This window comes from Shewanella rhizosphaerae (genome assembly GCF_019457655.1).
GTDB lineage: Bacteria > Pseudomonadota > Gammaproteobacteria > Enterobacterales > Shewanellaceae > Shewanella > Shewanella loihica.
Window position 1 is genome coordinate 4550115 of sequence record NZ_CP080420.1, and the last position, 15308, is coordinate 4565422.

At 50.4% G+C, this 15308-nt stretch carries 15 protein-coding genes; all 15 read right to left on the reverse strand.

The genetic code is table 11. The features are described 5' to 3' along the window. Positions 1 to 162: 162 nt before the first annotated feature. The 15 genes from glmS to K0I63_RS19870 all read right to left on the reverse strand — a co-directional run bounded on the left by glmS (position 163) and on the right by K0I63_RS19870 (position 15299). Positions 163 to 1992 carry a glutamine--fructose-6-phosphate transaminase (isomerizing) gene (gene glmS, locus K0I63_RS19800; RefSeq protein ID WP_144202228.1) on the reverse strand — a complete coding sequence of 610 codons (1830 nt, stop codon included), beginning with the start codon at positions 1990 to 1992 and terminating at the stop codon, positions 163 to 165. Positions 1993 to 2027: 35 nt separating this feature from the next. Continuing rightward, a complete protein-coding gene (locus K0I63_RS19805) occupies positions 2028 to 2798 on the reverse strand; it encodes a DeoR/GlpR family DNA-binding transcription regulator (RefSeq protein ID WP_011867631.1) in 771 nt (256 codons plus the stop codon). Positions 2799 to 2943: 145 nt separating this feature from the next. After that, a complete protein-coding gene (locus tag K0I63_RS19810) occupies positions 2944 to 5082 on the reverse strand; it encodes a TonB-dependent receptor (RefSeq protein ID WP_220082137.1) in 2139 nt (712 codons plus the stop codon). 210 nt (positions 5083 to 5292) lie between these two features. Beyond that, complete coding sequence (gene glmU, locus K0I63_RS19815; RefSeq protein ID WP_220082138.1) at positions 5293 to 6657, reverse strand: bifunctional UDP-N-acetylglucosamine diphosphorylase/glucosamine-1-phosphate N-acetyltransferase GlmU; 1365 nt, start codon at positions 6655 to 6657, stop codon at positions 5293 to 5295. A gap of 110 nt (positions 6658 to 6767) precedes the next feature. Next, complete coding sequence (locus K0I63_RS19820) at positions 6768 to 7121, reverse strand: DsrE/DsrF/TusD sulfur relay family protein (RefSeq protein ID WP_220043781.1); 354 nt, start codon at positions 7119 to 7121, stop codon at positions 6768 to 6770. A gap of 165 nt (positions 7122 to 7286) precedes the next feature. After that, entirely contained in the window at positions 7287 to 7715 is a 429-nt protein-coding gene (locus K0I63_RS19825; RefSeq protein WP_011867635.1) for a F0F1 ATP synthase subunit epsilon, read from the reverse strand. Between the two features lie 33 nt (positions 7716 to 7748). Then, positions 7749 to 9125 (reverse strand): F0F1 ATP synthase subunit beta, encoded by a 1377-nt coding sequence (gene atpD, locus K0I63_RS19830; protein WP_011867636.1) that lies wholly within the window; start codon positions 9123 to 9125, stop codon positions 7749 to 7751. 35 nt (positions 9126 to 9160) lie between these two features. Continuing rightward, a complete protein-coding gene (gene atpG / locus K0I63_RS19835) occupies positions 9161 to 10021 on the reverse strand; it encodes a F0F1 ATP synthase subunit gamma (protein WP_011867637.1) in 861 nt (286 codons plus the stop codon). A 49-nt stretch (positions 10022 to 10070) separates the two neighbouring features. Further along, the gene (gene atpA / locus K0I63_RS19840) at positions 10071 to 11612 is read right to left on the reverse strand and encodes a F0F1 ATP synthase subunit alpha (protein WP_011867638.1); all 1542 of its coding nucleotides are present in this window, start codon (positions 11610 to 11612) and stop codon (positions 10071 to 10073) included. A 14-nt stretch (positions 11613 to 11626) separates the two neighbouring features. Beyond that, entirely contained in the window at positions 11627 to 12160 is a 534-nt protein-coding gene (gene atpH / locus K0I63_RS19845) for a F0F1 ATP synthase subunit delta (RefSeq protein WP_011867639.1), read from the reverse strand. 14 nt (positions 12161 to 12174) lie between these two features. Beyond that, a complete protein-coding gene (atpF, locus tag K0I63_RS19850; protein ID WP_041509599.1) occupies positions 12175 to 12645 on the reverse strand; it encodes a F0F1 ATP synthase subunit B in 471 nt (156 codons plus the stop codon). Between the two features lie 37 nt (positions 12646 to 12682). Continuing rightward, entirely contained in the window at positions 12683 to 12934 is a 252-nt protein-coding gene (atpE, locus tag K0I63_RS19855) for a F0F1 ATP synthase subunit C (protein WP_011639455.1), read from the reverse strand. Positions 12935 to 13004: 70 nt separating this feature from the next. Further along, complete coding sequence (gene atpB, locus K0I63_RS19860) at positions 13005 to 13799, reverse strand: F0F1 ATP synthase subunit A (RefSeq protein WP_144202236.1); 795 nt, start codon at positions 13797 to 13799, stop codon at positions 13005 to 13007. A 12-nt stretch (positions 13800 to 13811) separates the two neighbouring features. After that, positions 13812 to 14195 carry an ATP synthase subunit I gene (locus K0I63_RS19865; protein ID WP_011867642.1) on the reverse strand — a complete coding sequence of 128 codons (384 nt, stop codon included), beginning with the start codon at positions 14193 to 14195 and terminating at the stop codon, positions 13812 to 13814. Positions 14196 to 14420: 225 nt separating this feature from the next. Further along, the gene (locus K0I63_RS19870) at positions 14421 to 15299 is read right to left on the reverse strand and encodes a ParB/RepB/Spo0J family partition protein (RefSeq protein ID WP_220043782.1); all 879 of its coding nucleotides are present in this window, start codon (positions 15297 to 15299) and stop codon (positions 14421 to 14423) included. Positions 15300 to 15308 lie beyond the last annotated feature (9 nt).

Here is a 15308-nt window from a genome sequence, read left to right on the forward strand (position 1 = left end):
TTTTTTAAGCTCATGCCTTGACTATAAACCTGTGTGTTAGACACAGGTCAAGGAACTCGAGAAGAAAAAATCGAAAGTGTGGTGAAAAAGCGGCAGGCATAAAAAAAGCAGCCGTTAGAGAGGCTGCATTTTCTGATATGGGGCTTAGTTTAAGAGCGCAAATTACTCTACCGTCACCGACTTAGCCAGGTTACGCGGCTGATCCACATCGGTACCCTTGATCAAGGCGACATGATAAGAGAGCAGCTGTAGAGGGATGGTGTAGATGAGCGGCGCCATGTAGTCATCACAATGTGGCACTGGGATCACCTTCATGGTGTCGTCTGACTCGAACTCGGCGTCCTTGTCGGCAAACACATACATGAGGCCACCGCGGGCACGCACCTCTTCGACGTTCGACTTGAGCTTTTCAAGCAGTTCGTTGTTTGGCGCCACGACGATCACCGGCATATCGGCATCGATCAGCGCCAGCGGACCGTGCTTAAGCTCACCAGATGCATAAGCTTCGGCGTGGATGTAGGAGATCTCCTTAAGCTTGAGCGCACCTTCCATCGCGATAGGATATTGATCGCCGCGGCCCAGGAACAAGGCATGATGCTTATCGGCAAAGTCTTCGGCCAACTCGGCGATGGCATCATCCAAGCCCAGCGCCTGCTCCACCTTAGCCGGCATAGACTGCAGACTCTGGGTGATCTCGGCCAGCATCTCGGGAGACATGCCGTTGTGACGACCGACAGCGGCGGTCAGCATTAGGAGACCTGCCAGCTGAACGGTAAAGGCCTTGGTTGAGGCCACGCCGATCTCGGCGCCCGCCTTCATCATGTACGCCATGTCCGACTCGCGAACCAGTGACGAACCCGGCGCGTTACAGATGGTCAGGGTCGCCTTGTAGCCCATCTCTTTGGCCAGACGCAGCGCGGCCAGGGTATCGGCGGTTTCGCCCGACTGAGAGATGGTCACCAACAGGCTGTTGGGGAACAGGTGCGACTTACGATAACGGAACTCAGAGGCGATCTCGACGTTACAGGAAACGCCGGCCCAATCCTCAAGCCAGTAACGTGCCGCCATACCCGCGTGATAGCTGGTACCACAGGCGATGATCTGCACGTGTTTGATATCTTTTAGGAACTCAGCCGCGTTTTCACCAAAGGCAGAATCCAGCACATGGCCACCAGCGATGCGTCCCTCAAGGGTATGAGCGATAGCGCGAGGCTGCTCATAGATCTCCTTGAGCATATAGTGACGGTACTCGCCCTTGTCGCCCGCATCATGGGTCACTTCAGACTCTTTCACTTCACGCTCAACCGCGTTGCCATCAACGTCGAAGATACTCACGGTGCGACGGGTCACCTCGGCCACATCACCCTCTTCGAGGAAGGCGAACGAGCGCGTCACAGGTAGCAGTGCCAACTGATCAGAGGCGACAAAGTTTTCACCCAAGCCGAAGCCTATTACCAGTGGGCTGCCTGAGCGGGCGACTATCATGCGCTCGCTGTCACGACGGTCGATCACCACTGTGCCATAGGCGCCTTCGAGTTGTTTGACCGTGGCCTGCACTGCGCCAAGCAGAGTGTCATGAGACTTAAGCTCATGGTGTACCAGGTGGCAGATCACTTCGGTATCTGTGTCTGAGTTAAAGGTGTAACCCAGGCCCTTTAGCATGTCGCGTAGCTTGTTGTGGTTTTCGATGATGCCGTTGTGCACTACGGCAATGTCACCGCTAGACTGATGAGGGTGAGCATTACGCTCACTCGGCTCGCCATGGGTCGCCCAGCGCGTGTGTGCGATACCTGTGCCACCGACCAGCGGCGCCTGCTCTAGGGCACTAGACAGCTCTTGCACCTTGCCCACACGGCGTGTGCTTGCCAGTTCATTGTTATGGATAACCGCCACACCGGCAGAGTCATAACCACGATATTCGAGGCGGCGTAGCCCCTCGACTAGAATTTCCGCAACATCCCTTTGCGCCACTGCGCCAACGATTCCGCACATAGTCTTTTCCTACTTACTCTTACTAATTTAAAAATTTACTTTGAATAGGGCGCGAGGATCACCTCTACCCCCTGCTCGATAATTTGTTCTACCGTCTGCTCATCGACTCTGTCGTCGGTCACCAGGACGCTTATCTGCTGCCATGGCAGCTCCAGGTTAGGTATGCGCCTGCCTATCTTGTCTGAGTCCACCATGACGATCACTTCACGGGAGACCTCGGCCATCACCTTGCTCAGGCCGGTCAACTCGTTGAAGGTGGTGGTGCCTCTGGCGAGATCTATCCCATCGGCGCCGATGAACAGCTGATCGAAGTTATAGGAGCGAAGCACCTGTTCGGCCACCTGCCCCTGGAAAGATTCTGAATGGGGATCCCAGGTGCCACCTGTCATCAGTAGCGTTGGCTCATTTTCCAGCTCGTGTATGGCGTTGGCCAGCTGCAACGAGTTGGTCATCACCACCAGGCCGCGCTTGGTATTGAGTTGCTGTACCAGGCCCGAGGTGGTGCTGCCGCTATCTATGATGATGCGGTTATGATCTTTTATCAGCCTGGCCGCAGCCTCGGCGATAGACAGCTTGTTGGGAGCTATCTTGGCGCTGAACTGCTGAGTCACCTCATCGGGGATCGCCACGGCGCCACCGTAACGACGCAGCAGCAGGCCAGTTTTTTCCAGCACAGCCAAGTCTTTACGTATGGTGACCTCGGAGGTCTCGAAACGATTAGCCAGCTCATCGACGCTCACCTCGCCGGTCTCATTCAAGACGGCAATAATGCTGTGGCGGCGCTGTTGAGTGTTTCGTTTATTCACAAAGAGTTTCACTTAAGTTTCGTTTCGAAAGATGAATTATAGTGATTCGAAACTTTTTTACCAGCAATAAAGATTGAAAACCGAGCCAAAAACGCAAAAAGCCGCTATCACAGATAGCGGCTTAATGAGTGAAATAAAATTGAGTTTAGAACTTGGCTTGCAGCGCTAAGCCGAAATGACGTCCCTCACCCACGGTAACATCCGTATTGGTACCACCGGCTAGGTAATCGGTATCGAACAGGTTCTTCACATTGAGACGTACACTGACATCGCTCCCCATCACATCCATGGTATAGGCGGCGCCGATATCGAAACGCACATAGGCATCCTTGGTGATGGTGTTATCCGTATTGGCGAAACGCTCACCCACATAGATGGCACCAAAGTTAAGCGCTAAGGCCTCTGTCATCTCGTAACGGGTCCAGATGTTGGCCGACCACTCGGGTGCGTCTACAGGCGTCTTGCCGTTGAGTCTGTCTTCTTGCGGGCGTTGATACTCGGCATCGAGATACATCATAGATCCTGTCATGAACCACTTGTCGCTCAGCTGCCCTTGAGCCCCCATCTCGAAGCCTTTATGACGCTGTTCACCGGATTGAGTGGTGATCGTCTTATCACCACTGGTAGGGATCACCTCGAGATCTTGGGTCACGGTAACATTGGATACCGTAATATCGAACAGGGCGCCGGTTAGCAGCAGGCTGCCATCGAACAGTTCCCACTTGGTACCGACCTCAAACTGCTCGCCATACTCAGGATCCAGATTCATCTGATCGTTCACATCATCCGGATCATTCACCATCCCCTGGGGCGTGAAGCTCTTAGAGTAGTTGAAGTAGATGCTGCCATTTTCGGCTGGCGAGTAGATCACCCCAAACTTAGGCGATACCGCATAGCTGTTGTTGCCCTTACCATCCTTCTTCTGCTCATCGTAGCGTACGCCAGCCAACAACTGCCATTGCTGGTTGATGGTCATCAGATCCTGAATATAGAAGCCATAATGCTTATAGTCGGACTCAGACTTGGTGGTATCGCGATGATAATCCAAATCCGGACGAGGAACAGGCTGCCCCGGCATCACCAACTGGTTCTTATCTCCCGCCTCCTTTAGCTGGCCATAGTAGTAGTCCAGCATATTGGCGCCGATCAACAACTTGTGCTCGAAGTCACCGGTGCTAAAGTCGCCGGTAAAGTCGATGAAGCCCGTCTTGTGTTGCCAGTCGTCATAACGGTCGAACGGGCTAATGGTGTAGCCATCGGTGAAGGGATCTTCCGAGCCCTTTACCAGGCTAGGTGAAGAATCTAAACGCTGCCGATTAAACTGCTGGTCGTTATAACCCGCCTTCACCTGCCAGTCGTCGCTGAGATGATAGGTTAGCTCGGCACCCAAGTTTGAGATGGTGTTGTCGGTAAAGGCCCAGGGCTGATCCCAGATGAGATCGCGGCCACCGATCAGCTCGCCTTGACTATTGAGCCAGCCACCACGGTCTATGCCCGTCTTATCCTGAGTGTGGTCATACTTGAGCGACAGCATGAGATCGTCTGTGATATCGAACTCAAGGTTCAGGTAGCCCAACCAGCGATCCCGCTCCTGATTGCTGCCGTCCTGATATTCACGCCAATATTGAGTGTCTTGCTTAACCAGCACTGTGCGGTAGCGTATGGTCTGCGCCTCGTTCAGGCTTCCACCGGCATCCAGCTGAAATCGGGTCGATCCATGCTCGTCGGTGTCGAAGCCCAGCTCAAACAGGGTGTCATAGGTAGGCTTCTTAGTGACCATGTTGATCAGGCCGCCTGGGCCAGACTGGCCATAGAGCATGCTAGAGGGTCCCTTTAACACCTCTACCTGTTGCAGGGTCTCGATAGGCTGCACATAGTGAGACCACTGCTGCTGACCATTGATCAGATAACCCGAACCCGATGACAGCTCGAAACCGCGGATGTTAAACACCTGACGATTCCACTTCTCGCTGCCGCTGGTGACACTCGAGTCGTTTACCAGAACCTCCGACAGGTTGGTCGCCAACTGCTCGTCGGTCACAAAGTCGGGGATCACCACCACAGATTGCGGCGTATCCATAAGATCGATATCACCACGCATGGCGCCGGAAGCAACGCCCACCTTATAGTCGTTAAAGGTTCGCCCCGTCACGGTAATACGTTCGATATTTGCCTCAACCAGGCTGCTTTCGGCATCATCGGCCACTGCTGGCGTCGCCGCCAAGGCGGCCAGCACGGCGAAACCGACAGGAGAATAGTTAAACGAACCTAGCTTAAATGACATGCAAACCTCACCACTAAACAACAAGTAAACGAAAGTTGCGACAAATATAAATGAGAATTATTTTTATTTAAGCTTATTTACATCCCTTTACACTGTAGGCCGATCCAGTTCACTAAATTAGCCTTATCAGCCAGAGAATTGGCAGTTATGCAATGAAAACTGGCATAAAAAAAGCAACCATAGAGGTCGCTTCTTCTTACTTTTGTGAGCTTATTTCTTCTGCTTCACAGGACGGGTCCAGCCTGTCAGATGACGCTGTTTCACTCGGGTGATCACCAGCTCATCGGCCGCCACATCACGGGTAATGGTTGAGCCCGCACCTAATGTGGCCCCCTTACCTATGGTCACAGGCGCCACCAGCTGAGTATCGCTGCCCACAAACACATCGTCTTCGATCACCGTCAGGTGCTTGTTGGCACCGTCATAGTTACAGGTAATGGTTCCGGCACCGATATTCACCCCAGCGCCCACCTGAGCATCGCCAATATAGGCCAGGTGACCCGCCTTAGAGCCTTCACCCAGTACAGCCTTCTTCATCTCGACGAAGTTGCCGATATGGGCATCGCGCTTGAGCTCGGCGCCTGGGCGCAGACGGGCAAAGGGACCGGCACTGGCGGCTTCACCCACAATCGCATTTTCGATAATAGAATAAGGTTTAATCTCGGCGTTATCGCCAATCTCACAGTCGATGAGGATAGCGCCTGCGCCGATAGTCACGTTATTGCCTATGGTCACCTTACCCTGGAATACCACATTGACGTCGATCATCACATCCATACCAACGGTGACGTCGCCGCGCACGTCGATGCGGGCGGGGTCACGCAGATTAGCACCTTCGAGCATTAGCTTCTCGGCGGCGCGTGCCTGATAAGCGCGCTCCAATTGAGCCAGCTGCACACGATTGTTCGCGCCTTCCACCTCGATGGCCGACTCAGGCTGCGCCGTGGTGATGCTCACGCCATCACTATGGGCCATAGAAACAATATCGGTAAGATAATATTCGCCCTGGGCATTGTCTGACGACAGTTGACCCAACCAGGCTTTAAGCTGCTTGCCGGGCGCGGCCATGATGCCTGTGTTGATCTCATTGATCTTAAGTTGTTCCTCGTTGGCATCCTTCTGCTCGATGATTCCCACCACCTTACCGGCCTCACGTACGATGCGACCATAACCGGTTGGATCAGGCAGGTTCACGGTAAGAATGGCCAGGCCGTTAGCATCACGTACCGCCAACAGGGCTTCCAGTGTCGAGGCCTGGATCAGAGGCACGTCACCGTAGAGGATCAGGACTGTATCATCGTCGCCAATATTGTCATTGGCCTGAGCCACGGCGTGACCCGTACCTAACTGCTCGGCCTGCAATACCCAATTCAGCGTCTGCTCACCCAGGCGGGTCTTAAGCTTATCGGCGCCATAACCATAGACCAGCTGAATAGCCTCACTCCCCAGTTGATGTGCGGTATCTATCACATGCTGCACCATGCTCTTATGGGCGATGGGATGGAGAACCTTGGGAAGGTCTGAGCGCATGCGGGTCCCTTTGCCTGCGGCCAAAATAACGACGTTCAGTGCCATGAAGAAATCCTTGGGTGATTACTGCTGATACAGAAGAAAATGCAAATTAAGTGGGCCGATTTTAATAGATTGCGCCGTCAAAAGCGACACGCGGCGCACCTTTAAAGGCGTTAGAAGTTGATAACCTTGTCCGACTGCAGCAACCAGAGGGCGAGATCGTCCATGGTGGCCTTCACACATCCCTCGATAGCACTCAGTTCGCTAAGCCCGCGAGCCTGCACGCAGGAGGTGCAATACTTCACCTCGGCGCCCTGGGCTAGGATAATCTCCAGCATCTGCTGCAGGTTATAGCCCTCACCCGGTTGCTGCCTGGGTAATACCCCCGTCACGGCATCGGACAAGAGAAACAGCTTAACCTTAGGTGTGGGAGTCTGCTCATTGAGCTGTATCGCCAGGCGTAGGGCGTTAAAGAGTTTCTCAGACCCATAAGGCGCATCGTTGACGACGATTAAGACTTGTTGCATGGAATATCCCTCATTGAAAACAAGGGCATCAGCCTATCATTGCGTTGAAATTGAAACGCCAGGCTCGATCACGTAAAGGGAGTAGAAAAATAATTAGGGGATGGGAAACAGATACAAAAAAGGCGGTCACCCGAGGGCACCGCCTTTTATCATCAAACAATAACCTTATCTGGCAATGTTCTTCTTGATGGTCTCTACAACGCGCAATTGAGCGATAGCCTGAGCTAATTCAATCGCTGCAGCGGCATAGTTAAAGTCTGCGCCAGCGTTAGCCATGTGGGCTTCTGCACGACGCTTGGCTTCTACGGCTGCCTGCTCATCAATCTCTTCGGCACGCAATACTACGTCAGCCAATACTGATACTGAGAAAGGTTGTACTTCCAGGATACCACCCGAAAGATAGAAGACTTCCTCTTTACCATCTTGTTTGACGATGCGCGCCATGCCAGGTTTGATATGCGTAAGCAGAGGGGCGTGACCAGGCATAACGCCTAAATCACCCTCAGCACCTGAGACTTGTAGGTGTGCTACCAGACCCGAAAAGATGCTGCTTTCTGCGCTTACAATATCAAGTTGTACTGTCATGGCTGCCATCCGTTCTCCTTAAAATATCAAGCTAATGCCTGATTATTTTTTGTTAGCTCGCTCGATAACTTCGTCGATTGAACCTGCCATGTAGAACGCTTGCTCTGGAATGTGGTCGAACTCACCTTCCAATAGGCCTTTAAAGCCACGGATAGTGTCTTTAAGGGCAACGTACTTACCTGGAGAACCGGTGAATACTTCTGCTACGAAGAATGGCTGAGACAGATATTTTTCAATCTTACGCGCACGGGCAACGGTAGTCTTATCTTCATCAGATAGTTCGTCCATACCCAGAATCGCGATGATGTCTTTCAGCTCTTTATAGCGCTGTAGTACGTTCTGTACACCACTTGCTACGTCATAGTGCTCTTGGCCAACAACCTGTGGATCTAGCTGACGTGAAGTCGAATCCAGTGGGTCAACCGCTGGGTAGATACCCAGAGAAGCAATGTTACGTGACAATACAACGGTCGCATCCAAGTGAGCGAAGGTTGTTGCAGGTGACGGATCCGTCAAGTCATCCGCAGGTACGTATACCGCTTGAACAGAGGTAATAGACCCTGTCTTAGTCGAGGTAATACGCTCCTGAAGAACACCCATCTCTTCAGCCAGTGTTGGCTGGTAACCTACCGCTGAAGGCATACGGCCTAGCAGTGCAGATACTTCGGTACCCGCTAGGGTGTAACGATAGATGTTATCGACGAACAATAGTACGTCTTTACCTTCGTCACGGAACTTCTCAGCCATAGTCAGACCGGTCAGTGCCACACGTAGACGGTTTCCTGGAGGCTCGTTCATCTGACCATAAACCATGGCCACTTTGTCGAGTACGCCAGATTCTTCCATCTCGTAGTAGAAGTCGTTACCCTCACGAGTACGCTCACCTACACCGGCGAATACTGACAAACCAGAGTGTGCTTTAGCGATGTTGTTGATCAGTTCCATCATGTTAACTGTCTTACCAACACCCGCACCACCAAACAGACCTACTTTACCACCCTTAGCAAACGGACATACAAGGTCGATTACCTTGATACCAGTTTCTAAAAGCTCAGTAGTGTTTGATTGATCTTCATATGAAGGAGCTTCACGGTGAATCACATAACGCTCATCTTCACCGATAGGACCCGCTTCATCAACTGGCTGACCTAGTACGTTCATGATACGGCCAAGAGTTGCACTCCCAACCGGAACAGTAATAGGTGAACCTGTGTTTACTACCTCGATACCACGACGCAGACCATCTGAAGAACCCATAGCGATGGTACGAACTACACCACCACCAAGCTGCTGCTGAACTTCCAGCACCAAGCCTTCACTTTTGATCTCTAGAGCGTCATAGACCTGAGGTACGGCATCATGTGGAAACTCAACGTCCACAACCGCGCCAATTACTTGGACAACAGTACCTGTGCTCATGATTAATCCTCTAAAACTTGTATTCGTTACCCAGCCTAAACCGCAGCGGCACCAGAAACAATTTCCGACAGTTCTTGCGTAATCGCAGCCTGACGGGCCTTGTTGTAGACCAACTGCAAGTCATCGATAAGTTCACCAGCGTTGTCTGTCGCAGCCTTCATAGCAACCATACGGGCTGCCTGCTCTGATGCGATGTTTTCAACAACACCTTGATACACTTGAGATTCCACATAACGAACCAATAAGGTCTCCAAAAGTTCTTTTGGATCAGGCTCGTATAGGTAATCCCAGTGATGAGAAATCTCATCTTCTTCTGACTTAGGCAAAGGTAGCAGCTGTTCGATCACAGGCGTCTGGCTCATGGTATTCACAAACTTGTTGAATACTACGTACAGACGGTCTAGCGTGCCTTCGTTGTATGCTTTTAGCATTACGCGTACTGTTCCGATCAGGTCAGCGAGCTTAGGAGCATCGCCTAATCCTGACGCGTGAGCAGACACTTTTCCGCCAAAGCTGTTGAAGAATTGTACGCTGCGTGCACCGATTGGGCAGAATTCAACTTCCGCTCCGGCTTCACGCTGCTTCTTCACGTCCGCGACAACCTTCTTAAATAGGTTGACGTTAAGACCACCACAAAGACCACGGTCGGTTGACACAACAATGTAACCAACTCGCTTAGCTTCTCTCACTTCCAAATATGGATGCTTATATTCGAGAGAACCCTGCGCCACGTGACCGATCACCTTACGCATATTTTCCGCGTATGGACGGCTCGCTGCCATGCGATCCTGCGCCTTGCGCATTTTGCTGGCTGCAACCATCTCCATTGCGGATGTGATCTTCTGAGTGTTCTGAACACTCGCGATCTTGGTTTTAATCTCTTTAGCGCCGGCCATCTTTACTCTCCAATCTGGACCTGAGGTGCCTTAAGACACCTCCGTGTCTTTACCAGGTTTGGGTTTCTACGAACTTGTCGAGGCCAGCCTTCAAACCACCTTCGATGTCGGCATTGTAGTCGCCAGTCTCGTTGATAGTCTTCATTAGGTCAGCATGCTCGCTGTTCATGTAAGAGAGCAAAGAAGCTTCGAAATCACCGATCTTGTTCAGCTCAACGCCTTTTAGGTAACCTTTTTCAGCTGCGAAAATAGACACAGACTGGTCGGCTACGCTCATTGGCGCGTATTGCTTCTGCTTCATGAGTTCGGTAACACGCTCACCATGCTCAAGCTGAGCACGAGTTGCATCGTCAAGGTCAGATGCAAACTGAGAGAACGCTGCAAGCTCTCGATACTGTGCAAGTGCAGTACGGATACCGCCAGACAGTTTCTTGATGATCTTAGTCTGAGCCGCACCACCAACACGAGAAACCGAAATACCTGGGTTAACCGCAGGACGTAGGCCTGAGTTAAATAGGTCAGTTTCAAGGAAGATCTGACCATCGGTAATCGAAATTACGTTGGTCGGCACGAATGCAGATACGTCACCCGCTTGAGTTTCAATAATAGGCAGTGCAGTCAAAGAACCGGTTTGTCCCTTAACTTCGCCATTAGTGAACTTCTCAACGTACTCAGCGTTAACGCGTGAAGCACGTTCAAGTAGACGAGAGTGAAGATAGAAAACATCACCTGGGTATGCTTCACGTCCTGGTGGACGCTTCAGTAGCAATGAGATCTGACGGTAAGCAACAGCTTGCTTAGAAAGATCATCATATACAATCAGCGCATCTTCACCACGGTCACGGAAGTATTCACCCATTGAACAACCTGAGTACGGAGCCAGGTATTGCAGCGCCGCAGCTTCAGAAGCTGTTGCCACAACAACCACTGTGTTAGCCAGTGCGCCGTGTTCTTCAAGTTTGCGTACTACGTTAGCAATAGTGGAAGCCTTCTGGCCTACTGCTACGTATACACACTTAATGCCTGAATCTTTTTGGTTGATGATGGCATCGATCGCCAGTGCTGTCTTACCAGTCTGACGGTCACCGATGACCAGCTCACGCTGACCACGACCGATTGGGATCATAGAGTCAACGGCTTTATAACCAGTTTGTACTGGCTGATCAACCGACTTACGTTCAATAACGCCTGGTGCGATCACTTCAACAGGAGAGAAACCATCGTTGTCGATAGGTCCTTTACCGTCGATTGGTTGGCCCAGAGTGTTAACTACGCGGCCAAGTAGACCACGGCCAACAGGCACTTCCAAGATACGACCAGTTGTCTTAACTTTTTGGCCTTCTGCCAGATCGGCATAAGGACCCATAACTACGGCACCGACAGAATCACGTTCTAAGTTCAACGCGATCGCATAACGGTTACCAGGCAGTTCGATCATCTCACCTTGCATTACATCGGCAAGGCCGTGAACGCGAATAATGCCGTCGCTCACTGCAACGATAGTACCTTCGTTGCGAGCTTCACTAACGACTTCGAACTGCTCGATCCGCTGTTTAATCAGATCGCTGATTTCAGTGGAATTCAGTTGCATGCTCAAACTCCCAATTACGACTGCAGCTTTTCAGACAGGCGGTTTAGTTTACCGCTAACCGAGCCATCTATGACCAGGTCACCTGCCGTGATGATTACACCAGCCACCAGGCTGGCATCTACGCTGCAATTCAGCTTAACTTTGCGTGTGAGACGTTTTTCTAGAGAAGCACTAATTTGTTGCTGTTGCTCTGCGCTAAGCTCAGTGGCAGAAACAACAGATGCTTCAACCTCTTTCGCCCACTCGTTGCTGAACTCATGAAAGAGTTCATATACAGCAGGAAGTACTTCCAAACGACCGTTTTCAGCCATTACCTTTATCAGATTTTGACCTTGCTCATTGATCTGCTCACCACACACCTTAATGAAAAGGTCGGCAAGCTGGCTGCTCGAAAGCGCACCAGACAGCAGCGGCTTCATCGTCTCGTTTTCACTGACTTGAGCGGCAAAGCTAAGCATTTCAGCCCAGCTTTCTACTGCATTTTTCTCAATAGCAAAGTCAAATGCTGCCTTTGCGTAAGGACGAGCGATGGTGCTTAATTCAGCCATAACTCACTCCCTAATCAAATTTCAGCAACAAGTTTGTTAACTATGTCACTGTGGGCGGCTTCATCAATCGAACGCTCAAGGATCTTCTCTGCACCGGCGATAGCCAGAGCAGCAACTTGCTTACGCAGGTCTTCTTTCACGCGATTACGTTCAGCTTCAATTTCTGCTTTACCCTGAGCGATGATTTTCGCACGCTCAGCGTCTGCTTCGGCTTTGGCCTCATCGACAATCTGAGCTTTACGCTTGTTAGCTTGCTCAATGATTTCGTTAGCAGTTGCCTTAGCTTCTTTTAGTTGGTCGGTGGCTTTCGCCTGGGCCAACTCTAGGTCTTTTACAGCACGATCAGCATCAGCTAGACCGTCGGCGATCCTTTTTTGGCGCTCTTCGATGGCATTCATCAAAGGGGGCCAAACAAACTTCATGCAGAACCACACGAAGATAATAAAGGCAACCGTCTGACCGATTAGGGTAGCGTTGATATTCACAACAGCCTCCTATTTAGATTAAAGACAGAAGCGTTGATTACAGCATTGCACCCAGTGGGTTAGTAAACAGCATAAATAGTGCAATACCTACACCGATCATGGTTACCGCATCCAATAGACCAGCAACAATGAACATCTTAACTTGTAGCATAGGAGCCATTTCTGGTTGACGCGCAGCGCCTTCCAAGAACTTGCCACCTAGTAGGCCGAAACCGATAGCGGTACCTAGAGCACCCATACCAATCAGTAGAGCAACAGCGATAGCTGTCATGCCTAATACAGTTTCCATCTCTATCTCCAATATTCTAAATCTTTAGTTAGTTTGTGATTTAGCTTAAAAAAAATTTCTTCAGCAACCCTTAATGATCTTCATGTGCCATGCTGAGATACACGATCGTCAGCATCATGAAGATAAACGCCTGCAGAGTGATAACCAAAATATGGAAGATTAACCAACCTAGTTGTAGAGTCACACCTAGGGCAGATAACGCCAAGTTAGCACCATACATCAACGCAATAAGGATGAAGATCAACTCACCTGCGTACAAGTTACCGAACAGACGCAATGCCAATGAAATAGGCTTAGCGATCAGGGTAACCGACTCTAGTAGGAGGTTGACGGGTATCATTGCCTTATGGTTAAAAGGCTGTAATGTCAGTTCTTTAACAAAGCCTGAAACGCCCTTGACCTTGATGCTGTAGTAGATAATCAGCACAAACACACCGATAGCTAAGCTGAAGGTGATGTTTAGGTCGGTCGTTGGTACCACTTTCATGTATGGGATACCGGCAGCAGCTGCCAGCTCAGGAATCCAGTCAACTGGAATCATATCCATGAAGTTCATCATGAATACCCACACAAAAATCGTTAGTGCCAACGGAGCAATAACAGGATTGCGGCCATGGAAGGTTTCCTTCACGCTGCCATCGACGAATTCAACGATCATCTCGATAAAGCATTGAAGCTTACCGGGAACACCTGTCGTTGCCTTCTTGCCAACGCTACGGAATAGCCACAAGAATAGAACACCAAGCCCAACCGAAAAGAACAACGAATCAATGTGCCATGTCCAGAAGCCTTCACCAACGTGTAAGTTGGTAAGGTGGTGCTGGATATAGCCCTGCGGTGTTAACGCTTCACCAGTTGCAGCCATGATTCATCCCACTTAACTTTGCTTGAAGTATAAAGGAGCTGTCCAATGCACTATTAGCGCCGATATATAACAAACAAAAAGCGGCATAAAGACCACTTTAAGATTGATAAATACCAGCGAGAACATTGCTATGGTTAACAGCAACTTTACCGCTTCCCCCCAGTAAAAGGTTTTCATTACCTTTCCTGCTGAACTTGCTCCCGTATGGGAAAAAGCGAGGGTCGCGAATACAAAATTAGGGAGTACAGCAATGGCACCACCTGCTAACGCAGACAGTCCGTACTGAGCTCCCCACACGGCGAAAAAGACAATCGAAACACCCCCAGCCACCGCCGCCTGCATCAACACCAATTTATAGGCAGACCACCGGCCACGACGTGCTAAAACCTTGCTCAATTCATCTTCTCCGCATTCTTACTTTTTGTTTCTATGACCGGACGACAAATTATCAGGCCATCTTAGAGGTACAAAAAGCTTGCGAAAGTATACCTTTTCGCACATTCAAAGCAAGTTTAAGGTAAGTAAAAATGGGGACTTTTAACGTGATCTACGCCAAAAGTCTAAAAGTGAAAGATTAACAGATGTCACAAAGTTACATAATATTACGTTAACTTGGGCTAATTAACGGATTTTCTCAATAATACCATCCAATTCAGCCAAATTTTGATAGTTAATTACCATTTTGCCCTTGCCTTTTTTGTTATGGCTAATGGAAACTTTTGCCCCTAATTTTTCAATTAATTGGCTCTCTAGACGGGCGACATCCTGATCTTTTGCGGGTTTATCGACAATTTCAGGTGGATTTAAGGTTTTATTCACTAATCGTTCAGTTTCACGAACAGTTAGTTCTTTGGCAATCACGGTTCTGGCCAGGTTAGTTTGCTCATCACCAGGCAGTGCGAGCAGGGCACGGGCATGCCCCATATCGATATCGCCATATTCCAGCATACGCTTAACCGGCTCTTCTAAGCCATTCAAACGTAAAAGGTTTGATACAGTCGTGCGCGACTTACCCACGGCATCGGCCGTCTGTTGATGGGTCAGGTCGAACTCTTTGATCAGACGCTCCAGCGCGATAGCCTCTTCCATCGCGTTAAGATCTTCACGCTGAATGTTCTCGATTAGGGCAATAACACCGGCGGCCTCATCTGGTACCTGCTTGACGATACAGGGCACCTTGTCGAGTTTAGCCAGTTGCGATGCGCGCCAGCGACGCTCACCGGCGATGATCTCATAGCCCTTATCCGACACCTTACGCACTACTATAGGCTGAATGATCCCCTGGGTCTTGATCGACTCAGCCAGCTCCTCCAGCGCCTCGGGCGACATATCCTTGCGGGGCTGATACTTGCCTGGCTGCAGCAGATCCAGGGCAATCATCTTGAGCTCTTCGTTGTTATTCGGCTCAGCCTCTTGCATCGGGGCCTGTCTTGCCGCCGCATGGCTAGTACTTAACAGTGCGTCTAATCCTTTGCCTAGACCACGTTTTTTGGGTGTCATCTGTTTTTC